The sequence below is a fragment of the Mycobacterium sp. 050128 genome (assembly GCF_036409155.1).
Classification (GTDB): domain Bacteria; phylum Actinomycetota; class Actinomycetes; order Mycobacteriales; family Mycobacteriaceae; genus Mycobacterium.
Genome location: NZ_JAZGLW010000002.1, coordinates 633744 through 656717 on the forward strand (window position 1 = coordinate 633744; position 22974 = coordinate 656717).

Consider the following 22974-nt stretch of genomic DNA (forward strand, 5'->3'; position numbering starts at 1 on the left):
TCAGTAGTCCTCCGGTCGGCCCGCACTGCGCAGAATCTCGAGGATCTCTGCATACGCACCGGGGGCGGCGGCCAGCACAGAGCGAGACTCGGGGGTCCAGGGTTGACCGAGAAGATCGGTGACAGTGCCACCGGCGGCGCGAACCAGCGCGACCCCGGCGGCGTGATCCCACACCTGGCCGCCGAAATGAACCGCGCACGAGAGGATTCCGTCGGCCACATAAACAAGGTCAAGGCCGGTCGATCCGTGCATGCGCAGTCGCGAGGACACCCGGCTCAGCTTCTCCAGCACCGCGAGTCGGTAGCGCCCCGGGAATCGTCCCCGAGAGTCGGCGTTGAATGTGCCGACACCGATCAGGGTGTCAGCCAGCGGCGTGTGGTTCAACGGCGCCTGCGCGACATCGTTTCTCATCAGCGGCCCCTCGGCCAGCGCCGCATAGCGATCGTCGGTGAACGGTATCCAGGTCAGGCCGGCCACCGGCTCGCCCTCGTGCAGCAGGCCCAGCAGTATCGCCGCCATCGGTGATCCGGCGGCGTAGTTGAAGGTGCCGTCGATCGGGTCCAGCACCCACACCCACGGTGAATCGACCGGTGTGCCACCGAATTCCTCGCCGTGCACCCCGATTCCGGTGGCCGCTTGCAGCGCCGCGACAACCTGCCGCTCGATCGCCAGATCAACCTGGGTGGCGAAGTCGTTGCCCTTCTTGCGAATCGCCGAGTCGGCGCGGTGGCCGGCCAGGAACGGCTCCACTGCCGCGTCGAGGATTGTCGACGCCTCGGCCAGCAGTGCGTGCAGATCCATCGTGCTACTGCCGTACCGCGTCCAGTGCCTGCGGCAAGGTGAACCGCCCGGCGTAGAGCGCCTTGCCCACGATGGCTCCCTCCACGCCGCGGTCGGTCAGAGTGGCGATCGCGCGCAGATCGTCCAGGCTCGACACGCCACCGGACGCGATGACCGGGGCGTCGGTGCGCTCGGCCACCCGGGCCAGCAGGTCGAGGTTGGGGCCGCCCAGCGTGCCGTCCTTGGTGACGTCGGTGACGACGAACCGCGAACATCCCTCGGCGTCAAGGCGTTCCAGTACATCCCACAGGTCGCCACCATCGGTTTCCCAGCCCCGCCCGCGCAGTCGGTGCTCGCCTTCTGGATGGCTGGGGTCGATCTGGACGTCCAACCCGACGGCGACCTTCTCACCGTGCTCGGTGATCGCCCGTGCGCACCACTGCGGATTCTCCAGCGCCGCGGTGCCCAGGTTGACCCTGGCGCAGCCGGTGGCCAGCGCCGCCGCCAGCGAATCGTCGTCGCGAATCCCGCCGGACAGCTCCACCAACACGTCGAGCTTGCCCACCACCTCGGCGAGCAATTCGCGGTTGGAACCGCGGCCGAACGCGGCGTCCAAGTCCACCAGATGGATCCAGTCGGCGCCGTCGCGTTGCCAGTTCAGTGCCGCGTCCAGCGCAGAGCCGTACTCGGTTTCGCTGCCGGCCTTGCCCTGCACCAGGCGTACGGCACGACCTTCGACAACGTCGACGGCGGGTAACAAAATCAATGACATCTACAGTCCCTCAACCCAGTTGCTCAATACGGCCGCACCGGCGTCCCCACTCTTCTCCGGGTGGAATTGGGTGGCGGCCAGCGGCCCGTCCTCGACCGCCGCCAGAAACGGCACCTGATGAGTGGCCCACGTCAGCACGGCCTCCGGCGAGCCTTCCCACCGCTGCGCAGCGTAGGAATGCACGAAGTAGAACCGGGCGGACGCATCCAGACCCTTGAAAAGTCGACTGCCCGACCCGGATTGGACAACATTCCAGCCCATGTGCGGGATCACCGGGGCATCCAGTCGTGTCACGGATCCGGGCCACTGCCCACACCCCGACGTCTCGACCCCGAATTCCACGCCGCGTGCGAACAGGATCTGCATGCCGACACAGACCCCGAGCACCGGGCGCCCGGCGGCCACCCGTTCGGCGATGATCTGCTCCCCGGCGATCTTGCGCAGTCCGGTCATGCACGCCTCGTACGCGCCGACCCCGGGCACCACCAGCCCGTCGGCGGCCGCGGCCGCACGCGCGTCGGCGGTGACCTCCACCGTCGCACCGACGCGCTCCAGCGCACGCTGCGCAGACCGGAGATTGCCTGAACCGTAGTCCAGCACCACGACTGATCGTGTTGTCACAAAACACCTTTGGTGGACGGTACACCCGACACACGGGGGTCGGCTTCGACCGCCTGGCGCAACGCGCGCGCGACGGCCTTGTACTGCGCTTCGGTGATGTGATGCGGGTCGCGCCCGTACAGCACCCGCACGTGCAGGGCGATGCGGGCGTTGGCCGCCAGCGACTCGAACACGTGCCGGTTGATCACGGTGTGATAGGGCACCGAGCTACCGGCGATGGTGGTGTGCTGCAGGTGATCCGGTTCCCCGGTGTGCACGCAGTACGGCCGGCCGGACACGTCGACGGCGGCGTGCGCGAGCGTCTCGTCCATCGGAATGAAGGCATCCCCGAACCGGCGGATACCCTTCTTGTCGCCAAGGGCCTCCCGGAGGGCCTGGCCCAGCACGATCGCGGTGTCCTCGATCGTGTGGTGTCCTTCGATTTCCACGTCGCCCTTGGTGTGCACAGTCAGGTCGAAGCTGGCGTGACTGCCCAACGCGGTCAGCATGTGGTCATAGAACGGCACACCGGTGTCGACGTGCACCTGACCGGTGCCATCGAGGTCGAGCTCGACGACGATGTCGGATTCCTTGGTGCGGCGCTCAATTCGCGCGCGACGAGTCGTTTTTCCTGCTTCGGGGGTGATCACGGGGCTCCTAATACCTGGTCGCGACCCGCCGCACGCGGCGTCGTCGCGCTTGCGAGCGCGCCTAGCGGGCTGGAATGGGCCAGCTCGGTGGCGGCGATCTGGGCGCTCGCCTCGAGGAACGCGTCGTTCTCGTCGGCAAGTCCGATGGTGGTGCGCAGGTAGCCGGGAATGCCGACGTCGCGGATCAGCACGCCAACCTCCAGGTAGCGCTGCCAGGCGGCGGACGCATCGGCGAATTCGCCGAACAGCACGAAGTTCGCGTCGCTGGGGATCACCCGAAAGCCCAAGCGGCACAAGGCCGCCACGACTCGCTCGCGTTCGGCGATCAAGGTGGCCACGCTGCCCAGGGTGTCGTCGGCGTGCCGCAGCGCGGCCCGGGCGGCGGCCTGGGTGACCGACGACAGGTGATAGGGCAACCGCACCAACAGCATCGCGTCGATCAGCGCAGGCGTGGCGACCAGATACCCCAGCCGGCCGCCGGCGAACGCGAACGCCTTGCTCATTGTGCGGCTGACGACGAGCCGGGTCGGGTACTCCTCGATCAGCTCGACGGCGCTGGGTTGCGACGAGAACTCGCCGTACGCCTCGTCGACGATCAGAATGCCCGGTGTCACGTCGAGCAGCCGGCGCAGATCCGGCAGCGGAATGCTTTGTCCGGTCGGGTTGTTCGGGCTAGTGACGAACACCACGTCCGGTTTTCGCTCGGTGATGGCAGCGACGGCCGCGTCGATGTCGAGGTCGAAGTCGTCACCGCGCGGGGCCTCGAGCCACTCGGTGCGGGTGCTGTCGGAAATAAGCGGGTGCATCGAGTAAGACGGGACGAATCCGATCGCGCTGCGCCCCGGGCCGCCGAACGCCTGCAGCAGCTGCTGCAGGATCTCATTGGAACCATTGGCGGCCCAAAGGTTTTCGAAACCGAGCAGGGTGCCGGTCTGCGCGGTGAGGTAACTCGCCAGATCGGTGCGCAGCGCCACCGCATCGCGGTCGGGATAGCGGTGCAAATCGCCGGCGACCTGCCGCACGGACCGGACCACATCGTCGACCAACGCCTGGCTGGGCGGGTGCGGGTTCTCGTTGGTGTTCAGCCGCACCGGAATCGCCAATTGCGGTGCGCCGTAAGGCGATTTGCCGCGCAGGTCGTCGCGCAGCGGCAGGTCGTCGAGGGTGACCTGCCGTTCGGATGCGGTCATCGTTCGAACCTCCGCCGGACCGCCTCGCCATGGGCGGGCAGATCTTCGGCTTTCGCCAGGGTGACCACGTGTCCGGAGACGTCCTTGAGGGCCGCCTCGGTGTAGTCCACGACGTGGATGCCACGCAGGAAGGTCTGCACCGAAAGACCGCTGGAGTGCCGGGCGCTGCCCGCGGTCGGCAACACGTGGTTGGACCCGGCGCAGTAGTCGCCGAGGCTAACCGGTGCGTACGGGCCGACGAAAATGGCTCCGGCCGAACGTATTCGGCCGGCAACCTGCGGCGCGTCAGCGGTCTGGATCTCGAGGTGCTCGGCCGCATAGGCGTTGACCACCTTGACACCGGCGTCGAGGTCGTCGACCAAGATGATCGCCGATTGCGGACCGCTGAGCGCGGTCGTCACCCGCTTGCGGTGGACCGTGGTCTGCAGCTGCGCGGCGACCTCGGTGTCGGTGGCCGCGGCCAGGTCCTCGCTCGCGGTCACCAGCACGCTGGCGGCCATCTCGTCGTGTTCGGCCTGGCTGATCAAGTCGGCGGCCACGTGCGCCGGGTCGGCGGTGTGGTCGGCAAGGATGGCGATCTCGGTCGGCCCGGCTTCGGCGTCGATGCCGACCAGCGAGCGGCAGAGCCGCTTGGCAGCCGTGACGTAGACATTGCCGGGCCCGGTGATCAGGTCGACCGGCGCCAGTTGCGTGCCGTCGGTGTCGACGCCGCCGTAGGCCAGCAGCGCCACCGCCTGCGCCCCGCCGACGGCCCACACCTCGTCGACGCCGAGCAGCCGGGCCGCGGCCAGGATCGTCGGGTGCGGCAAGCCCTCGAAGCGGGCCTGCGGCGGACTGCTCACCACCAGCGAGTCGACCCCCGCGGCCTGCGCGGGGACCACGTTCATCACCACGCTGGACGGATACACCGCGTTGCCGCCGGGCACGTACAGGCCGACCCGCTCGACGGGGACCCATCGCTCGGTGACGGTGGCACCCGGCCCGAGCACGGTGGTGGTGTCGGTCCGGCACTGATCGGCGTGTACGGCGCGAGTCCGCTCGATCATCACCTGCAGCGCGTCGCGGACGTCGGCGTCCAGCGCGTCCAGCGCGGCCTGCAACGCCGCCCCGGGTACCCGGACCGCCGCCGGGCGTACGCCGTCGAAGGACTCGCCGTATTCCAGCGCCGCCTCGGCCCCGCGCTCGGCGACGGCCTGCACGATCGGCCGCACCTTGGACAACACCGACTCCACATCGGCCCCACCGCGCGGCAAAGCCGCCCGCAGCCGGGTAGCGGTCAGCTCCGCGCCCCGCAGGTCGATGCGGGCCAGCACAGAGGGGGGTGTGGCAGTCACAGCGTCCATTGTCCCAGAGGAACTCAAATCAATATCCGACCGGTACAGTGCCGATAATCAGCGCACCGACGTTCCACAAGGGAGCCGGCATGTCCACAAAGGATCACCCGAACAACGCCCCGGGCATCCCGATGGTGTATCCGACGTGGTTTGAGAACTTCCAGGTCAAATACGTCAACCCCGCGTTGAAGCCGATCGCGCGCTTCCTGCCCGGCACGGGCACGATCGAGCATCGCGGTCGCACGTCGGGCAAGACGTACAAGACCATCGTGACGGCCTATCGCAACGGCAATGTGTTGGCGATTGCGCTGGGCCACGGCAAGACGGACTGGGTGAAGAACGTGCTGGCCGCCGGGCAGGCTGACCTGCACTTTGCCCGCAGCGTCGTACACATCACCAATCCCCGGATCCTGCCCGCGGGATCCGATGGCACGGGCCTGCCCCGGCTGGTGCGTCTGCAGCTGCGCCGGATGGCGGTGCTGGTCAGCGACATCGCCTGAGCCGCCGCGCGCCGTACTGCCGTGTTGAGCGTGCGCTGGCGGCTTTGAGTGTGCGCTGGCGGCGGCCTGCGCCGGCGTGTCGCCGCCCTGGATGCACACTCGACGCCTGACGAGCGACGCCAACCGCGCTACGCCCGGGTGAAGACGGTCTTGCCGGTCATCGTCGGCCATATCGAGGGTGCTTCGGCCCAGGGCACCACCCGGTCGACGGCCGGTGACAGGTCGCATCCGCCGGCCAGCAGCTCCAGCACCCGCGGAATGGCCGACCGTGCGTTGACCCGCCCGGTGACGAACCGCACCCCGCGGGTGTACATCGGCAGCAGCGGCATCTCGACGATCGGCTGGTAGTAGATCCCGGTATCGGTGCACACGCCGTCCGGCCAGGTCGCTCGCAGCGTGGCGGCCAGCAGCGACGGATCGGCGGAGGTGTGCACCGTGACCGGATAAGGCTCCCAGGTCTTATCGGGCTTAACCCGATCGTGGACCACCGCGCCGAGCTTCTCGGCGGCCGCCAGCCGGCGCACATCGTGGTCGACGTAGTCGACGCGGGCACCCAGCGCGGCCGCGAACGCGGCGGCGTACAGCCCGATCGAGAGCTTGCCCACCACCAGCACGCGGCGGTCGGCCGGATCGAGCGCGGCCAACTCGGCCGCATACGGCCCCACCGCCCGCCAGCCGTCGGGGATGTTGTCCGACAGCGAGGCGATGGCGTTGGGCTGCACGCCATCCGGGACGGGCAGCAGCATCGCGTCGGCGTAGGGCACCAGCACCTCGTCCGACATGAATCCGCCGCCGTTCAGACCGGCGAGCGGGCCAAGACCGTACATCGCCATCAACGGCACCGAACCACACGAGCCGGTCACGCCGCGGCGGCAGGCCGAGCAGCTGCCGCAGCTGATCTGGAACGGCACGACGACCCAGTCGCCCGGCCGGACGGTGCCCACGGCATCGCCGACGGCCACGACCTCGGCCAGCCCCTCGTGCCCGACGGCGTAGCCGGGCGGTAGCGGCGCCTGGCCGTTGGCAACCGCGATGTCGAGGTCGCAGCAGGCCACCACCAGCGGCCTGACCACGGCTTGGTCCGGTGCGGTGATTTGCGGCTCCGGCACGTCGCGCCAGATATACCGCCCCGCGTCTTCAAAGGTCAGCTGCCGCATCTGGGCCAGCCCTACATGTCCAGCCCGATATCGAGCACGCGTACCGAGTGAGTCAGCGCGCCGACGGCCAGGTAGTCCACTCCCGTGCCGGCGTATTCCGCCGCGGTCTGCAGGCTCAGCCCGCCCGACGACTCCAGCAGCACCGCGGGCGCGCGGGCGTCACGACGCTGCACGGCGATCTGGGTCTGCCACACCGGGAAATTGTCCAACAGGATCAACTCCGGCTTCTCGGGCAGTACCTCGTCGAGCTGCTCGAGCGAGTCGACTTCGACCTCGCACGGCAGATCGGGTGCCGCCTCGCGCACCGCGCGCAGCGCCTCGACGACCGATCCGGCGGCCGCGACGTGGTTGTCCTTGATCAGTGCTGCGTCGCCCAGCCCGAGGCGGTGGTTGACCCCGCCGCCGATCCGGACCGCGTACTTCTGCAGGGCACGCAGGCCGGGGAGCGTCTTGCGGGTATCGCGGACCTGCGCCTTGGTGCCGCTGACGGCGTCCACCCAGGCCGCCGTCGCGGTGGCGATCCCCGACAGGTGGCAGATCAGGTTCAGCATCGTGCGCTCGGCGGTCAACAGCCCACGGTTCTCGGCCCGCACGGTCAAGACGGGCTGGCCGGGCTGCACGCGGGCACCGTCGTCGACGCGGTCGAGCACCTGATAGCCGCCGGCACCGAGCACCTCGTCGAGCACCAGCAGGCCGACATCTAAGCCGGCGATGACGCCCGCTTCCCGGGGCACCAGGGCCGCCGTCGCGTCGCCGGCGGGCACCGTGGCGAGCGTGGTGATGTCGGGTCCGTAGCGCAGATCCTCGTCCAGGCCACGCCGGACGGTGTCGAGAGCAACGGCCAGCTCGGCGTCGGACAACGTCATCAGGACACCGCCGCCAGGTCTTCGGCGTACACCGTGTCGGCCGACCGGACCATGATGCTGCGGGCCTTGTTCGGCGCGGACTCCGGGTAATCGGCGCGGTGGTGGCAGCCCCGGCTTTCGCTGCGGGCCAACGCCGCGGCGGCCACCGCGCGGGCGGTCAGCGTCAACGCGACGTCCTCGAAATCGCGACGGCCCTCGATCGCGCGGACCCGCGCCCGGGACAGCGTCTCGGACAGACGCTGCAGCCCCGACGCGTCGCGGACCACCGACGCGTCGCGAGTCATCGCCGATTGCAGTTCGCGGCGTTTCGACGCGGTGTGAGCGATCGGCTCGGGCGGGATCGCGAGCGCCCGCCCGGCCGCCAGCGCATGTGTGGAAGCGGCCTTCCCGGCGCGGCCACCCACCACCAGACCTTCCAGCAAGCTGTTGGACGCCAAGCGATTAGCCCCGTGCATGCCGGTGCGGGCTACCTCACCGGCGGCGAACAGCCCGGGCAGCTCGGTGCGGCCGTGCACGTCGGTGACCACGCCGCCGCAGCTGTAGTGGGCGCCCGGCACCACCGGGATAGGTTGGCGGACGGGGTCTACGCCGGCTGCCCGGCACGCGGCGGTGACGTTGGGGAACCGGGCCTCGAAGCCGTCGATGCCGCGCGCGTCGAGGAAGACGCATTCGTCGCCGGTGGCCCTCAGCCGTGCGTCGATGGCCCCCGCGACGACATCGCGCGGCGCCAGGTCGCCCATCGGGTGCACTCCCGCGGTGACTGAATTGCCTTGCCGGTCAACCAATACCGCACCCTCTCCGCGGATGGCCTCGGTGATCAGCGGCCGGCGATTCCCGGCCCTCGGGCCGGGACTGGCACTGTACAACATGGTGGGGTGGAACTGGATGAACTCGAGATCGCTGACCGCGACGCCGGCCCACAACGCCAAAGCGATTCCGTCGCCGGTGGATCCGTTGGGGTTGGTGGTCGCGCTGTAGAGATGCCCGAGGCCGCCGGAGGCGAGGATCACCGAGGGCGCGCTGATGATCCCGATGCCGTCCGGATTGCCTACGGCCAGGCCGGTCACCGCCGTGCCGTCGTGCAGCACTCGCAGCGCCACGTGGCTGCTGCGGATGTCCAGCAGCCGGGCGGCGTGGTCGAGTGCCCGCTGCACCTCGGCGCCGGTGGCGTCGCCGCCGGCATGAACGATGCGCCGTCGCGAATGTCCGCCCTCGCGGGTCAGCGCCCACTGGCCGGGCATTGATTCGTCGAATCGCGCACCGTCTGAGACTAATTCGCTGACCGCGCGGTACCCGTCGGCGACGATCGAGTAGACCGCGCCGGGGTCGCACATCCCGGCACCCGCGGCTAGGGTGTCGGCGACGTGGTTCTCGACGGAGTCGTCGTTGTCCGGCAGCACGACCGCGATCCCGCCCTGCGCGTAGTGCGTAGCGGTGACCCCGTGGGTTTCGTCGGCCTTGCTGAGAACGACGACCTTGCGGCCCGCCCGGTGCGCCGCCAGCGCGGCGGCCAATCCCCCGACACCCGTGCCGATCACGACGACGTCGGCGCTATCGGTCCAAGCCGGGCGGGTCATCATTCGCCGCCGCCCGGCTGGCCGATTTCGATCATGCGCTGCACGCTGCGCCGGCCCGCCGCAGCGATTTCCGGGTCGACGTGAACCTCGTCGGCGCCTTCGACCAGGCAGCGCAGCAGCGCTGCGGGGGTGATCATCTTCATGTACTTGCAGGACGCGCGGTCGTTGACCGCCTGGAAATCGACTTCCGGTGCGGCTCGGCGCAATTGGTGCAGCATGCCGACCTCGGTGGCGACCAGGACCTTGCGGGCCCGCGTCTCGTGTGCCGCGTCCAACATGCCGCCGGTGGAAAGGATCTTGACCCGCTCGGCGGGAAAGGCTCCCTCGCCGGCGAGGTACAACGCCGAAGTGGCGCAACCACATTCGGGGTGCACATACAGTTCGGCGTCGGGATTGGCGCGGGCCTGATCGGTGAGCTCGTCGCCGTTGATTCCGGCGTGCACATGGCATTCACCGGCCCACACGTGGACGTTCTTGCGGCCGGTCACCCGGCGGACGTGGGCCCCGAGGAATTGGTCCGGGCAGAACAGCACGTCACGGTCGGGGTCGATCGACTCGACCACGTCGACCGCGTTGGACGAGGTGCAGCAGATGTCGGTGAGCGCCTTGACGGCCGCGGTGGTGTTGACGTAGGAGACGACGACGGCGCCGGGGTGCTCGTCCTTCCAGGCGCTCAGCTCGTCGGGAGTGATCGAATCGGCCAGGGAGCAACCGGCACGCTGATCCGGGATCAGCACCGACTTCTGCGGGCTCAGAATCTTGGCCGTCTCGGCCATGAAGTGCACGCCGCAGAACACGATGGTGTCCTCCGGCGCCTCGGCGGCGATTCGCGACAACGCAAGCGAATCGCCGACGTGATCGGCGACGTCCTGAATCGCGGGCAGCTGGTAGTTGTGCGCGAGCACGGTGGCGCCCCGCAGGTTCGCCAGGCGGCGGATCTCGTCGGCCCACTGCTGATCACCGTCCACACCGCCGTAGCCGGTGGGCGAGTCGGCGATGCCGGCAACCATGTCTTCGGCGAGCGTGTCCATGCGATTCATGACCGTCACGGCGGCTCCTTTCGACGTAGGAGGTTTTCGACTTATAATCGAAAACATGCCCAATGGTAGCACCGCACATGAAGTGCTCGCGGTCGTGTTCCAAGTTCACCAGACGACCGAGCAGGTTAAGGGAGCCTCCCGAAAGGGAAAACCGCAGCTTAACGTGCTGTTATGGCAGCGTGCGCGCGATCCGCAGCGCGGCTCCTGGTCGCTGCCGGGCGGGCGGTTGCGCAACGACGAGGACATGACCACGTCCGTGCGGCGCCAGCTGGCCGAAAAAGTGGATTTACGCGAGCTGGCCCACCTGGAGCAGCTCGCCGTGTTCTCCGACCCGGGCCGCGTGCCGGGCGCGCGGGTGATCGCGTCGACCTTTCTGGGCCTGGTGCCCTCCCCCGCCACTCCGGAGCTGCCGCCGGACACCCGGTGGCACCCGGTGAGCGCGCTGCCGCCGATGGCGTTCGACCACGGCCCGATGGTGACGCACGCACATGCCCGGCTGATCGCCAAGATGTCCTACACCAACATCGGATTCGCCTTGGCGCCAAAGGAATTCGCACTCTCCACGCTACGCGACATCTACAGCGCAACGCTGGGCTATCAAGTGGACGCGACGAATCTGCAGCGGGTGCTGGTCCGTCGCGGCGTGATCACGCAGACCGGCACCATCGCGCAGTCGGGTCGCAGCGGCGGGCGGCCGGCGGCGTTGTACCACTTCACCGACGCCGCGCTGCGAGTCACCGACGAATTCGCCGCGCTTCGGCCGCCCGGCCAGCCTTGATCCGCGTCACCCCAACCGCTCGACGAGGAATCGTTCACTTCCTGGCCATTACAGTTTGGTTACCGACTGTTCATGCGCGAAAATGCCCGATGGCCTAGAAGGGATCCTGAATTGGTTGAACTCGGCAATTTGGCAGGTACCGACGGTGCGGAATGGATCGGTCGCCCGCCACACGAGGAATTGCAGCCCAGGGCGCGCCCGGTGCTGCCCTCGGACGACCCGTTTTATCAGCCGCCGTCCGGTTTCCAACACGCCGAGCCCGGCACCGTGCTGCGCTCCCGCGAGGTTGAACTGGCCTTTCTTGGCCTGATTCCGCAATCCGTTTCGGCCATCCAGCTGCTCTACCGGACCACGGACATGAACGGCGCCCCCGAGGCGTGCGTGACGACCGTCCTCATCCCGGCCGAGCGCGTCGTCGGACCGAACACCCCGCTGCTGTCCTATCAGTGCGCGATCGACGCCATGTCGGCGCGCTGCTTTCCGTCCTATGCGCTGCGCAGGAGATCGAAGGCCCTCGGTTCCATCGCCCAGTTGGAGCTCTTCCTGATGGCCGCGGCCGTCGCCGAGGGTTGGGTGGTCTCGGTGCCCGACCACGAAGGGCTGCTGGGTTTGTGGGGTGCCCCCTACGAGCCCGGCTACCGCACCCTCGACGGCATCCGGGCCGCCATGAACTCGGCCCGGATCCCGACGTCTACGTCGGCGCCGATCGGGCTGTGGGGATACTCCGGCGGCGGGCTGGCCAGCGCCTGGGCCGCCGAAATGTGCGCCGACTACGCGCCCGAGCTGGACGTTGTCGGCGCGGTGCTGGGATCGCCGGTCGGCGATCTGGGCCATACCTTCCGGCGCCTCAACGGCGGCTTCCTGGCGGGCCTACCGGCGATGGTGGTGGCCGCGCTCGCACACATTTACCCCGATTTGAACAGGGTCATCGAAGAGCACACGAACGACGAAGGACGCGCCCTGCTGGACCGGCTGGAGTCGATGACGACGGTCGAAGCCGTGCTGCGAATGGCCGGCAAGAACATGGGCGACTATCTCGACGAGCCGCTCGAGGACATCTTGTCGACCCCCGAGGTGTCGTATGTCTTCGACAACATCAAGCTCGGCGTCGCGACACCCGCGCCGCCGGTCTTGATCGTGCAGGCCGTCCACGACTACCTGATCGACGTGCACGACATCGACGCGCTGGCGGACGCCTATTCGGCCGGCGGCGCCAGCGTCACCTACCACCGCGACGCGTTCAACGAGCACATGCTGCTGCACCCGCTGTCGGCGCCGATGACGCTGCGCTGGCTCACCGACCGCTTCGCCCGCCGACCGATCGAGGACCACCTGATCAGGACCGTTTGGCCGACGGCGTTCAACCCCATGACCTACGCCGGCATGATGCGACTGGGCGTGATCGCGGCCAAGGTCCTCACGGGACGAAAGATTCATCGCCGTCCGCTGTGAGACGTCCGCTAGGAGACGGAGGCTTCCGGCTCCATCGGCAGCGCGTGTGACGGCGGATCGGTGAGCCCGGAGCTGCCCAGGTCGTCGTGGGCGCTTCCGGCCGCCAGCAGGGCATAGACCAGTGCCGCGATGGCGGCGGGCCACAGCAGCGTGGTGGCGATCTGTAGCGGGCCGGGCCCGAAGAACACCGGCGGCGCCTGGATGACGTAGGACACCGCGGGGCTGCCCACCACCGGCACCTTGTCGACATCGAGCGCGCCGTAGCGCAGCAGGGCCAGCACCGCCCCCACCGCCGATGCCACACCGGCCGCACCGACCATGCCGAGCGTCAGGGCGACGACCATGCCCGGGCCCCGCAGCCGGCGCCACTGCCACGCCAGCACCGGCGCCACCACCGCCAGCACCGTCAACAGACCCAGCATCAGGCACGGCACGTCGAAGAAGTGCTCAGACTCGGTGCCCAGATAGTCATGCACCCGCTCGCCGGAGCGGGTGATCGCCACCACCAAGTGAATCGGCGGGGCCATCCACGCCCACAGGCCGCCCACCAACACGCCGGTCGCCGAAAGCCCAAGGACCGCAACGATCATCGCGCGCACCCGCGAGGGCCCGGCGGGCTCCGCAGTCATCGGTACCGCGGGCTCGGGAGCCGCGGGCACCCAGGGTTCGGTCACCGCTGAGTCTCCAGATCCACCGAGTCCACCTCGCCGTGCCGCGAACAGCGCGCGCGCCAGCCGTCGGGGCGAACCTGGACGATCATCCGGCGCCCGCACTCGGCGCAGAAGCGCGGGGGCTCAAGGCCCAACTGGGCCGCGGTGGGCACCGTCGTACCCCCCAATTCCCCGGTATAGACGTTGTAGACGCCGGCGCTGACCGGAGCGCCCAGATCTGGAACCACAAGACTCGAACCTAGCCGCTACAGAGTGGCTTACAAGCTGGCATTGAGCGCTTTGATGGGCATCTGCAGATCCTCGAGCAGCTCCAGATCGGATTCGGCGGGGCGGCCCAGGGTGGTCAGGTAGTTCCCGACGATCACGGCGTTGATCCCGCCGAGGATGCCCTGCTTGGCGCCGAGGTCGCCCAGGGCGATCTCCCGGCCACCGGCGAAGCGCAGCATCGTGCGCGGCAACGCCAGCCGGAAGGCGGCCACCGACTTGAGGGCTTCGCTGACCGGCATCACCTCGAGGTCGCCGAACGGCGTGCCGGGCCGCGGGTTGAGGAAGTTCAGCGGCACCTCGTCGGGGCCGAGCTCGGCGAGGTCGGCGGCGAATTCCGCGCGCTGCTCCAAGGTTTCTCCCATGCCGAGGATGCCGCCGCAGCAGACCTCCATGCCGGCGTCGCGCACCATCGTCAGCGTCTGCCAGCGCTCTTCCCAGGTGTGGGTGGTGACGACATTGGTGAAGAACGACTTGGCGGTCTCCAGGTTGTGGTTGTAGCGGTGCACGCCCATCGCGGCGAGCTCGTCGACCTGCTCGGCGGTCAGCATGCCCAGCGAGCAGGCGACGTTGATCTCGACCTCGTTGCGAATCGCCTCGATACCCGCCGCGACCTGGGACATCAGCCGCTTGTCCGGACCGCGTACCGCGGCAACGATGCAGAATTCGGTGGCACCCGACTTCGCGGTTTGCTTGGCGGCTTCGACCAGGCTGGGGATGTCCAGCCAGGCGCTGCGCACCGGCGAGGCGAACAGCCCGGACTGCGAGCAGAAGTGGCAATCCTCGGGACAGCCGCCGGTCTTGAGGCTGATGATGCCCTCGACCTCGACCTCGGGGCCGCACCAGCGCATCCGCACCTCGTGGGCCAGCGCCAGCAGCTCCTCGAGCCGGTCGTCGGACAGTCGCAACACCGCAAGGACCTGGTCCCGGCTCAATCCCTCGCCGCCCTCGAGCACCTGCTGGCGGGCTACCGCCAGGATGTCAGCTTCATGGCCGGCTTCGGTGGTGGGTCGAGTTGCCGCTTGAGTCACCAAGTACTCCCCTGCATCTTTTGTCGCGTCCGCGTCAGCGGTCACATCCGCCACGACGTCGTGGCAGCCTGAACGAAACGGTGTTCAACGTAGGGTAACGGCCCGCGCGTGCAGGCCCGCGACGTGGGCGAGCCGGGCCGTGGATATGTCGACTTCAGGGGTATACGGGAACCATGGCTGCTCAGCACGTCGAGTACCTGGGACACCACATGCTTCTGTTGGCGCTGCCGGCCTTCTTGCCGGCCGTCATCGTCGTCGCCGTGATCCTCTACGCCGCGCTGAAGGACCGTCGCTCCGGACAAGCCGACGACGCCCACCAGCAAAGCGACACGCCGAGCGAAAAGCGTGATTGACACGCCCCGAATCGGGGCATTACACCTTGGATTGCGTGAACTTACCTGCGAGTAACAACTAGTCGTCGATTGGATCTCCCGGGACGTCCCGGCGCTGTGGGGAGGACATGACAATGGTGCCAACTGGACTGCCGCTGCTCGCCGAGCCGTCGGCTCGCGGGGCCGGACTCAACCAGGTGATCGGCCTGTCGGTGGCCGCGATGGTCATCACGTTGGTCATGCTGTGGGTGGGCTACGCGCACCGCACTCATCGCATCACGTGGCTGACACGCGTCGCCGACAAGCTGGGCGAGAAATTCCACCGCCCCAACTGGGTGGCGCTGCCGGTCCTGGTTTTCACGACATCGATCATCTGCGCGCTGTTCGGCTTCATCTGGGACGTCAGCTGGCACATCGGTAACGGCCGCGATCCCGGGCCGTTGGCCAACCCGGCGCACTACTTCATCATCATCGGCCTGTTCGGGGTGTTCCTGGCCGGCATGATCGCGATCGTCATCCCGTACGACAAGCCCGGCCCGGCGGCGGTGCGCATCACCCGGACCTGGCACGCACCGGTCGGCGGCGTGCTGATGGCCGGCTGCGGGCTCTACGCGATGATCGGCTTCCCGCTCGATGACATCTGGCACCGCATCTTCGGTCAGGATGTCACCCTTTGGGGCCCAACGCATTTGATGATGATCGGTGGTGCCTGCTTCTCGCTGTTCGCGGTGCTGATGCTGGAGCGCGAAGGCGAGGCCGCAGAGGGCGACAAGCTCACCCAAGGCGTATTCATCACCTTCCTGCGTTACCTGTCGTTCGGCGGAATGTTCATCGGTCTGTCGGTCTACCAAATCGAATACGACTTCGGTGTCGAGCAATTCCGCCTGGTCCTGCAGCCGATGATGATCGCCTTTGCCTCGGCACTGGCGGCTGCCGCGGCCCGCATCACGATGGGCCGCGGTGCCGCGATCATCGCGGCGTTGTTCGCCATCGCGCTGCGCGGTGCGGTCGCGGTGCTGGTGGGCCCCATCCTGGGCGCACCGATCAACTGGTTCCCCCTGTACCTGGGCCCCGCGCTGGTGGTTGAACTGGTGGCGCTGACCCCGTTGGTCAAGCGCCCCATCGCCTTTGGCGCCGTGTCTGGTCTGGGCGTGGCGACGGTGGGACTTTGGCTGGAATCGCTGTGGATCGCAGCGGTGTACCACTACCCATGGCCGGTCGGCATGTGGGGCGAGGCCCTGGCCATGGCGGTTCCGGTGGGCGTGATGTCCGGAATGTGCGGGGCGCTGTTCGGCATGGTACTGACGGGGCAGCGGCTGCCGCACCGCTGGATCGGCGTCTCGACGGTGGTGGCCACCGTCCTGGTGATCGGTGGCGCGGTGGCCAACGGCCTGCACATCGCGGTCCCCGAGCAGGGCAAGGCCGCCATCACACTGACCGAGCTGCCCAGCGCTCCGGGCCAGCGCATGGTGTCCGCCGACGTGCAACTGACGCCGCCCGATGTCGTTGGCTCGCAACCGGATTGGCTGACAATTCTGTCCTGGCAGGGCCGCATGGAAAACCAGCGCGGTCTGGTGATCGACCGGCTCGAGAAGGTCGGCCCGGGCCACTACCGGTCCACGCAGCCCGTCCCGGTCTGGGGATCGTGGAAGACGCTGCTGCGGATTCAGGACGGCTACACGATGACGGGCGTGCCGATCTACGAGCCGGCCGACGAGGCCATTCCCGCGGCCGAGGTTCCCGCGCTGTCCTCGATCGACCGGCCGTTCGTGCACGAGATCACCATCCTGCAGCGGGAGCGCGACCAGAACGCGCCCGGCTGGCTGTACAACGCCGGTTCGGTCGTCGTGCTGGTCCTGACGCTGATGGTCATCGCCGGTCTGACGTGGGGTGCGGGCCGCATCAACGATGCGCTGTCCGAACCGGAGCCGGTCGAGGTAAAACAACCACTACCGCGGGCAGCATGAGCCAATGACGTTGCGCGGCATGGTCAATGCGGCGTGGGTGACGGTGCTGATGTGCGTCCTGATCGCCTGCGGCGGCCCTCAGGGCCAGCCCGCGCCCGGCGCCTTGGACATCGACGTGAAGATCTTCCAAAAGCAGGTGACCCCGACGAACGCGGTGCTGCAGGCGAAGGTCAAGCAGCCGATCGTCCTGCACGTCACCAGCGACGCGACCGATGAACTGCACGTGCACTCGGTGCCCGATCACAAGTTTCAGGTCGCCGCCGAACCCAACCAGACCTTTCACTTCACCGTCGACGTCCCCGGCAACGTTGAAGTGGAACTCCACCAGCTGGACCGGACGATAGCGACGATTCAAGTCGGACCGTGACGCAGCTGCTGGCGCACGGTCTGGGCGGATCGAGCGATCTCCCGGTCCCCTACGCGTACGCGATGGTCGGCGCCGCATGGGCGCTGACGTTCACGTTCGCCTTGGTCGCCTTCGCTTGGCGGCGCCCGCGTTTCGACCCGGAGGCGCCCGGTCATCGGCTGCCCGCATGGGTGACCACGCTGGTCGACGCCCGCGCGACGCGCTGGACGGTTGCGGGTGTGGCGCTGGCCTTCGCGGTGTGGGTGGTGCTCGCCGGGGTCTTTGGCCCACAGACACAAGCCAACGGCCTACTCGGGGCGTTCTACGTGCTGCTGTGGGTCGGGCTGGTCCCGCTGTCGCTGGCGTTCGGGCCGGTATGGCGGGTCATCTCCCCGGTGCGCACGGTGTACCTGCTGCTGCGGCGCGCCGTGCCCGAGCGGCTGAGCCGGCCGCGACTCTGCTACCCCGAGCGCTGGGGCTACCGTCCGGCCGCGGCCGGACTGTTCGCCTTCGTGTGGCTGGAGTTGGCGAGCCCGAACTCGGCGTCGCCGGCGTGGGTGCGCGGTTGGCTGCTGGTCTACGCGGTGGTGATGCTGGTCGGGTCGTGGCTGTGCGGGCAACGCTGGCTGGCCAGGGTCGACCCGTTCGGCGTGTACAGCATGGCGGTGTCGCGACTGTCTCCGTTTTGGCGCTCGAAAGCCAACGGGCAGATCGTCATCGGCAATCCGTTCGACCATCTGCCGTCGCTGCCGGTGCGGCCCGGTGTGGTCGCGATGCTGGCGGTGCTGCTCGGGTCGACGGCGTTCGACAGCTACTCGTCGTCGCCGACCTGGCGCAACTTCGCCGATCGGCTTTCGCGTCTGGCGCACGACGTGCCGCCGGCATTGATGTCGTCGGCGCTGCGGACCGTCGGGCTGGTGATCTTCGTTTCGGTTGTCGCGCTGACCTTTTCGCTTGCAGCCCGGGCAACCGGCGGGGTGGACCGCGAGCAGCGACGCGCCCTGCCCGGTCAGCTGGCACACTCGCTGATCCCGATTGTGGTCGGCTACATCTTCGCGCACTACCTGTCCTATCTGGTGGAGCGCGGACAGCAGGCCGTGATCGCGCTGGCCGATCCGTTCGGGCACGGCTGGAACCTGTTGGGGCTGGCCCATTTACGGGTGGCCTATGTGTTGTCCCAGCATCCGCCGTTGCTGGCCGGCATCAAGGTGGCCTGCGTGGTGACCGGGCACATCGTCGCGGTGATCGCGGCGCACGACCGGGCGTTGCGGCTGTTGCCGGCCGGCCATCAGCTCACCGGGCAGCTCACCATGATGCTGGTCATGGTCGGCTATACGTTCACCGGCCTGTACCTGCTCTTCGGCGGCTAGAGCGGGTACTCGACCCGCTTGTTGCCGTCCCAGCGGCGCACGCCCGCGAAGCTGCCCTCGATCTGCGACGGCCGGCCCGCGATGCGCAGCGCGCGCCCCAGTTGGGCGCCACCGACCCGGCGCGCCAGCGTGACGTGTGGGGTCCACTGGCCGGGCAGGCTGTTGGGCATCGGTGCGGGCGCCAGATACGGGCGGCACAGCCGGTGCACCTCGGCGTGCAACGCCAGCAGCTCGCCGCTCGGCACCAGCAGCCGGGCGAACACCGCGCTGGTGCGGCCGAACAGCACCGGCGCGCCGATCAGCGCGCTCAGCGGAAGCCGCTCGCTCACCGGACGCAACAGCTCGTCGACGTCGGCCGAAATGCTTTCCGCGACAGCAAGTGTGACGTGCGGTCGGCCGGTCGGGGCCTGGCTGGGGATCCCGGCACCGGCCAGCTCGTCCCAGATCCGGCGGACCGCGGCCTCGGTGTCGCGGTCGAAGACCAGCTCGATCGAATGGACCATCAGCCGGCCAGCGCGCTCACCCAGTCAGGGTCGAATGCCGCCGCACTCATCGTGGCGAAATCGTCGACGCTCAGCGCACCGGCCCCCGCGGGCAGCGCGGCCCGCACCGGCGCCAGCCGCTCCAGGGCCGAACGGTTCGACGTCTGGACCACCGTCGGCCGCGACGGCCAGCTGCCGATCACCACACCGGCGCATGAAAGCCCTTGTCCAGCAAGTGATTCCAGAGTAAGCGCGGTGTGGTTCAGCGTGCCCAGTTCCGCGGTGACGGTGACCAGCACCGCGGCACCCAACTCGACGGCGAGATCACGCAGGGTGACGCCGGCGGCGGCGAGTTCGACCAGCAGCCCGCCGGCACCCTCGACCAGGGTGAGCCGGCCAGGGCGGTCCAGGCCGCGGATGAGCCCCAGCATCTGATCGCGGGTGGGCAGCGGCATCCCGGCCTGCTCGGCGGCCGCCACGGGCGCCAGAGCCTGCGGATACCTTGCCAGGCCGGCGGTTTCGGTCACCCCGGACAGCCGAGTCACCTCGGCGAGGTCGTCGTCGCCGGAATCGGTGCCGGTCTGCGCGGGTTTACACACCGCGACGTCGATCCCGGCCAGACGCGCGTGACAGGCCAGCGCCGCGACGGCGACCGTCTTGCCAACCCCCGTGCCGGTACCCGTAACGGCCAGGACGGTCAACGGCGCGCCACGGCAAGGACATCGGTCAGCACCCGCCGGGCGACCTCGAGTTCGGCGGCGTCGAGCGACGCGCGCGAGGTCAGCCGCAGCCGCGACGTTCCGGCAGGCACGGTGGGCGGCCGAAAGCAGCCCACCCGCACCCCGGCGTCCAGGCAGGCGGTCGCGGCGGCCACCGCCACCGCCGGGTCGCCCAGTATCACCGACACCACCGCCGACTGCGGTTCCTCGGGCACGCCGCAGATGTCGGCCAACTCGCGCGCGTGCCGCAGCACCGCGTCGGGCCGCCAGGGCTCACTACGCAGCACGTGCAGTGCGGCCATCGCGGCACCGACGGCAGCCGGAGCCAGGCCGGTGTCGAAGATGAACGGGCGGGCCGCATCGATCAGGTGCGCACGCACCTCGACGGGTCCCAGCACCATGCCGCCCTGGCTGCCGAGCGCCTTGGACAGCGTCGTGGTCATCACCACGTCGGGCGCACCGGCGAGTCCCAGCTCGTGCAGCAGCCCGCGGCCGCCGCCGCGCACCCCGAGGCCGTGTGCTTCGTCGACGATCAACAGCGCGCCGTGGCGGCGGCAGACCTCGTGCAGCTCGCGCAGCGGGGCCAGCACGCCGTCGGCGCTGAAGACCGATTCGGTGATGACGACGGCGCGCTCCTCGTCGCGGGCGCCCAGGGCCGCGTCGACGGCATCCACGTCACGGTGCGGCGTCACCACCACCCGCGCGCGCGACAGCCGGCAGGCGTCCACCAGCGACGCGTGCGATCGGGCCTCGGAGACCAACAGCGAGCCCGGGCCGGACAGGCCGACGACGGTGCCGAGGTTGGCGGTGTATCCCGAGGAGAACAGCAGGCCGGCGGCGGCGCCCACGTAGTCGGCGAGCTCGGCCTCGAACTGCTGGTGCAGTTCGGTATCGCCGGTGACCAGGCGGGATCCGGTGGCGCCGGCACCCCAGACCCGCAGCGCCGCGACGCCGCCTTCGATCACGCCGGGGTGCTGCGACAGGCCGAGGTAGTCGTTGGACGCCAGGTCAAGCTCGGTGGCGACCGCCGGGCGCGGCCGCAGCGACCGGCGCAGCCCGGCCTCGCGGCGCTGCCGCTCGGTCGCCTCTAGCCAGGCCAGCGGGGAAACCTCGATCGGTGCCTTCATTTGGCTTAAAGACTACGAGAGCCGGTGAGCCGTGCGACCTCGACCATCGCCGAGGTGATCCGGGCGATCTCGTCGGGCCCGCAGACGTACGGCGGCATCGCGTAGATCAGGTTGCGGAACGGGCGCAGCCAGATGCCGTGATCCAGTGCCGCCGGCGTCGCGACGGCCAGATCGACCGGCTCCGCGCATTCGATGACGCCGATGGCACCGCACACCCGCACGTCGGCCACGCCGGGCAGGTCCCGGGCCGGCTCGAGTCCCGCCGCGAGCCCGGCCGCGATGTCGGCGACGCGCGACCGCCAATCCTGGCCCAGCAGCACCTCGACGCTGGCCACCGAGACCGCACAGGCCAGCGGATTCGCCATGAACGTCGGGCCGTGCATCAACGCGCCGGCCGCACCGGAGCTGATCGTGTGCGCGACGTCTATGGTGCACAACGTGGCGGCCAGGCTGAGGTATCCGCCGGTCAGCGCCTTGCCGACACACATGATGTCCGGGCTGACGCCGGCGTGGTCGGCGGCGAACAGCTCGCCGGTGCGGCCGAACCCGGTGGCGATCTCGTCGAAGATCAGCAGCACGTCGTGGCGGCTGCACATCTCGCGCAGGTCGCGCAGGTAGCGGGGGTCGTGGAAGCGCATGCCGCCGGCGCCCTGGACCACGGGTTCGACGACCACCGCCGCCAACTCGGTCGCGTGCTGGGTCAACTGCTCCTCGAACGCCACGCTGTAGGCGGCGTCGTAGTCGCGGGGCACCTGCGGGGCGAACACCTGGTCGGCCAGGATGTCGGTCCACAGCGAGTGCATGCCACCGTCGGGGTCGCAGACGCTCATCGGCGTGAAGGTGTCGCCGTGGTAGCCGCCCCGCCAGGTCATCAGCCGGCGCTTGCGGAATCGGCCGCGGCTGCGCCAGTACTGCAGCGCCATTTTGACCGCGACCTCGACCGAGACAGACCCGGAGTCGCTGAAGAACACCGTCTCCAGACCGGCCGGGGTGATCTCCACCAGCAACTGGGCGAGCCGGGCCGCCGGTTCGTGGGTCAGCCCACCGAACATCACATGGTTCATCGAGCTCAGCTGGGCCGTCAGCGCCGCGTCCAGCACCGGGTGACCGTGGCCGTGGATAGCGGTCCACCAGGAACTCATCGCGTCCAGCACGTCGACCGGCTCACCGTCTCTGACCAGCGTCAACCAGGCGCCGCGGGCGCCGACGGCCACCACGGGAGGGATGGATTCCCTGCCGATGGTGCTGTACGGGTGCCATAGATGAGCGGCGTCGATCGCGCTGATTTGCTCGGGCGTCAACCCGGATCTCGCCGCAGGCATAGAGATCGAGCGTAAAGCAGCCGGCTCGCACAAAAGCCGACCATCGGGAAGCATCTATCGGCATGGCGTTGCCGTACCCGTTCGAAGATCCGCATCGCGGCGGTCGTCCCGAGTCTCAACAGCAGGCTAACGAGGCCGGCGAGCCGGGCGATTTCCGGCCAATGACCTACGGCGACAACGACTCTGACGTTAAGCCGCGTGTCATTCGGCTTCGGGTAGCCCCCTGGGACCTGGTCGCCACGCTCACGCTGGTGACGCTGCTCGTCGTGCTGGCCACGGCGACGACGTGGCCGACGCGGCTCTATGGCTTCCTCGGCGAAGTGTGCTCGGACGATTCGTGTGGCCTGGTTCCTTTCCAGGTCGACGTGTATATCTACCCGGTGGTGTGGGGCGGGATCGGCGCCGCGATCGCCGCGGCGGGGATCGGCCCGTTCGTCTCCCTGCTCAAGGGCTGGTACATGTCCTTCTGGCCGGTTCTGTCGCTCGCGATCATCATGGTCAGCTCCGTGATCGGCGACGCGCTCACGGTGTTCAGCGCCCGCTATTGGCACTGATTCTCAACTGCCCGGTCCGCTCGTAAACGTTGCGGCCGAGCACCGGTGTGAGACCGAAATCACAACTGCCGATAAAGATTTGGGATCGGCAGT

The 22974-nt window shown here is 68.8% G+C and carries 25 protein-coding genes; 8 read left to right on the top strand and 17 right to left on the bottom strand.

Annotated features, from left to right (window positions below):
- The 6 genes from SKC41_RS20280 to hisD are packed head-to-tail and all read right to left on the bottom strand — an operon-like array spanning position 1 to position 5305.
- Entirely contained in the window at positions 1-801 is an 801-nt protein-coding gene (locus SKC41_RS20280) for an inositol monophosphatase family protein (RefSeq protein WP_330979453.1), read from the bottom strand.
- A 4-nt stretch (positions 802-805) separates the two neighbouring features.
- Positions 806-1552: a bifunctional 1-(5-phosphoribosyl)-5-((5-phosphoribosylamino)methylideneamino)imidazole-4-carboxamide isomerase/phosphoribosylanthranilate isomerase PriA gene (gene priA, locus SKC41_RS20285; RefSeq protein WP_330979454.1), complete on the bottom strand. Its 747-nt coding sequence runs from the start codon at positions 1550-1552 to the stop codon at positions 806-808.
- Positions 1553-2173, bottom strand: coding sequence for an imidazole glycerol phosphate synthase subunit HisH (hisH, locus tag SKC41_RS20290; RefSeq protein WP_330979455.1), 621 nt, complete (start codon positions 2171-2173; stop codon positions 1553-1555). It lies immediately after the preceding gene.
- Positions 2170-2802 (bottom strand): imidazoleglycerol-phosphate dehydratase HisB, encoded by a 633-nt coding sequence (gene hisB / locus SKC41_RS20295; protein WP_330979456.1) that lies wholly within the window; start codon positions 2800-2802, stop codon positions 2170-2172. Before hisB ends, hisH begins: the two co-directional genes overlap by 4 nt.
- A complete protein-coding gene (locus tag SKC41_RS20300) occupies positions 2799-3992 on the bottom strand; it encodes a histidinol-phosphate transaminase (RefSeq protein ID WP_330979457.1) in 1194 nt (397 codons plus the stop codon). The genes hisB and SKC41_RS20300 overlap by 4 nt, the downstream gene beginning before the upstream one ends.
- Positions 3989-5305: a histidinol dehydrogenase gene (gene hisD / locus SKC41_RS20305; RefSeq protein ID WP_330979577.1), complete on the bottom strand. Its 1317-nt coding sequence runs from the start codon at positions 5303-5305 to the stop codon at positions 3989-3991. The genes SKC41_RS20300 and hisD overlap by 4 nt, the downstream gene beginning before the upstream one ends.
- A 110-nt stretch (positions 5306-5415) precedes the next feature.
- Between hisD and SKC41_RS20310 the strand changes: the two genes are divergently transcribed.
- Positions 5416-5826 (top strand): nitroreductase family deazaflavin-dependent oxidoreductase, encoded by a 411-nt coding sequence (locus tag SKC41_RS20310; RefSeq protein ID WP_090608898.1) that lies wholly within the window; start codon positions 5416-5418, stop codon positions 5824-5826.
- Positions 5827-5954: 128 nt separating this feature from the next.
- Here SKC41_RS20310 and SKC41_RS20315 read toward each other — a convergent pair whose 3' ends face one another.
- The 4 genes from SKC41_RS20315 to nadA are packed head-to-tail and all read right to left on the bottom strand — an operon-like array spanning position 5955 to position 10475.
- Positions 5955-6983: an alcohol dehydrogenase catalytic domain-containing protein gene (locus SKC41_RS20315; protein WP_330979458.1), complete on the bottom strand. Its 1029-nt coding sequence runs from the start codon at positions 6981-6983 to the stop codon at positions 5955-5957.
- Positions 6984-6994: 11 nt separating this feature from the next.
- Complete coding sequence (gene nadC / locus SKC41_RS20320; protein WP_330979459.1) at positions 6995-7849, bottom strand: carboxylating nicotinate-nucleotide diphosphorylase; 855 nt, start codon at positions 7847-7849, stop codon at positions 6995-6997.
- A complete protein-coding gene (locus SKC41_RS20325) occupies positions 7849-9426 on the bottom strand; it encodes an L-aspartate oxidase (protein ID WP_330979460.1) in 1578 nt (525 codons plus the stop codon). The genes nadC and SKC41_RS20325 overlap by 1 nt, the downstream gene beginning before the upstream one ends.
- On the bottom strand, positions 9426-10475 hold the full coding sequence (nadA, locus tag SKC41_RS20330; RefSeq protein ID WP_330979461.1) for a quinolinate synthase NadA: 1050 nt from the start codon (positions 10473-10475) through the stop codon (positions 9426-9428). The genes SKC41_RS20325 and nadA overlap by 1 nt, the downstream gene beginning before the upstream one ends.
- Before the next feature lie 46 nt (positions 10476-10521).
- Here nadA and SKC41_RS20335 point away from each other — a divergent pair, with 46 nt between their 5' ends.
- Positions 10522-11244: an NUDIX hydrolase gene (locus SKC41_RS20335; protein ID WP_330979462.1), complete on the top strand. Its 723-nt coding sequence runs from the start codon at positions 10522-10524 to the stop codon at positions 11242-11244.
- Positions 11245-11355: 111 nt separating this feature from the next.
- Positions 11356-12696, top strand: coding sequence for a lipase family protein (locus SKC41_RS20340; protein WP_330979463.1), 1341 nt, complete (start codon positions 11356-11358; stop codon positions 12694-12696).
- Between the two features lie 8 nt (positions 12697-12704).
- Here the strand turns inward: SKC41_RS20340 and SKC41_RS20345 are convergent, their stop codons facing one another.
- Genes SKC41_RS20345 through bioB form a run of 3 tightly spaced genes read right to left on the bottom strand, consistent with a single transcriptional unit; the run spans position 12705 to position 14662 of the window.
- Positions 12705-13325: a DUF2567 domain-containing protein gene (locus SKC41_RS20345; protein WP_330979578.1), complete on the bottom strand. Its 621-nt coding sequence runs from the start codon at positions 13323-13325 to the stop codon at positions 12705-12707.
- 41 nt (positions 13326-13366) lie between these two features.
- The gene (gene bsaP / locus SKC41_RS20350) at positions 13367-13594 is read right to left on the bottom strand and encodes a biotin synthase auxiliary protein BsaP (protein WP_330979464.1); all 228 of its coding nucleotides are present in this window, start codon (positions 13592-13594) and stop codon (positions 13367-13369) included.
- Between the two features lie 30 nt (positions 13595-13624).
- Positions 13625-14662 carry a biotin synthase BioB gene (bioB, locus tag SKC41_RS20355; RefSeq protein WP_330979465.1) on the bottom strand — a complete coding sequence of 346 codons (1038 nt, stop codon included), beginning with the start codon at positions 14660-14662 and terminating at the stop codon, positions 13625-13627.
- A gap of 173 nt (positions 14663-14835) precedes the next feature.
- On the opposite strand from bioB, the gene SKC41_RS20360 reads away from it, so the two are divergent.
- The 4 genes from SKC41_RS20360 to SKC41_RS20375 all read left to right on the top strand — a co-directional run bounded on the left by SKC41_RS20360 (position 14836) and on the right by SKC41_RS20375 (position 18677).
- Complete coding sequence (locus tag SKC41_RS20360) at positions 14836-15015, top strand: hypothetical protein (protein ID WP_330979466.1); 180 nt, start codon at positions 14836-14838, stop codon at positions 15013-15015.
- A gap of 113 nt (positions 15016-15128) precedes the next feature.
- Positions 15129-16961, top strand: a complete 1833-nt coding sequence (locus tag SKC41_RS20365) for a hypothetical protein (protein WP_330979467.1) — start codon at positions 15129-15131, stop codon at positions 16959-16961.
- 4 nt (positions 16962-16965) lie between these two features.
- A complete protein-coding gene (locus tag SKC41_RS20370) occupies positions 16966-17328 on the top strand; it encodes a hypothetical protein (protein ID WP_330979468.1) in 363 nt (120 codons plus the stop codon).
- Positions 17325-18677 carry a hypothetical protein gene (locus tag SKC41_RS20375; RefSeq protein WP_330979469.1) on the top strand — a complete coding sequence of 451 codons (1353 nt, stop codon included), beginning with the start codon at positions 17325-17327 and terminating at the stop codon, positions 18675-18677. The genes SKC41_RS20370 and SKC41_RS20375 overlap by 4 nt, the downstream gene beginning before the upstream one ends.
- Here the strand turns inward: SKC41_RS20375 and SKC41_RS20380 are convergent.
- The 4 genes from SKC41_RS20380 to SKC41_RS20395 are packed head-to-tail and all read right to left on the bottom strand — an operon-like array spanning position 18674 to position 22327.
- Positions 18674-19180, bottom strand: coding sequence for a 2'-5' RNA ligase family protein (locus tag SKC41_RS20380; RefSeq protein WP_330979470.1), 507 nt, complete (start codon positions 19178-19180; stop codon positions 18674-18676). The two genes, SKC41_RS20375 and SKC41_RS20380, sit on opposite strands and share 4 nt — an antisense overlap.
- A complete protein-coding gene (gene bioD, locus SKC41_RS20385) occupies positions 19180-19860 on the bottom strand; it encodes a dethiobiotin synthase (protein WP_330979471.1) in 681 nt (226 codons plus the stop codon). Before bioD ends, SKC41_RS20380 begins: the two co-directional genes overlap by 1 nt.
- On the bottom strand, positions 19857-21005 hold the full coding sequence (locus SKC41_RS20390) for an 8-amino-7-oxononanoate synthase (protein WP_330979472.1): 1149 nt from the start codon (positions 21003-21005) through the stop codon (positions 19857-19859). Before SKC41_RS20390 ends, bioD begins: the two co-directional genes overlap by 4 nt.
- 5 nt (positions 21006-21010) lie before the next feature.
- Positions 21011-22327: an adenosylmethionine--8-amino-7-oxononanoate transaminase gene (locus SKC41_RS20395; protein WP_330979473.1), complete on the bottom strand. Its 1317-nt coding sequence runs from the start codon at positions 22325-22327 to the stop codon at positions 21011-21013.
- Between the two features lie 161 nt (positions 22328-22488).
- Here SKC41_RS20395 and SKC41_RS20400 point away from each other — a divergent pair, with 161 nt between their 5' ends.
- On the top strand, positions 22489-22881 hold the full coding sequence (locus SKC41_RS20400; RefSeq protein ID WP_330979579.1) for a hypothetical protein: 393 nt from the start codon (positions 22489-22491) through the stop codon (positions 22879-22881).
- The last annotated feature ends 93 nt before the right edge of the window (positions 22882-22974 follow it).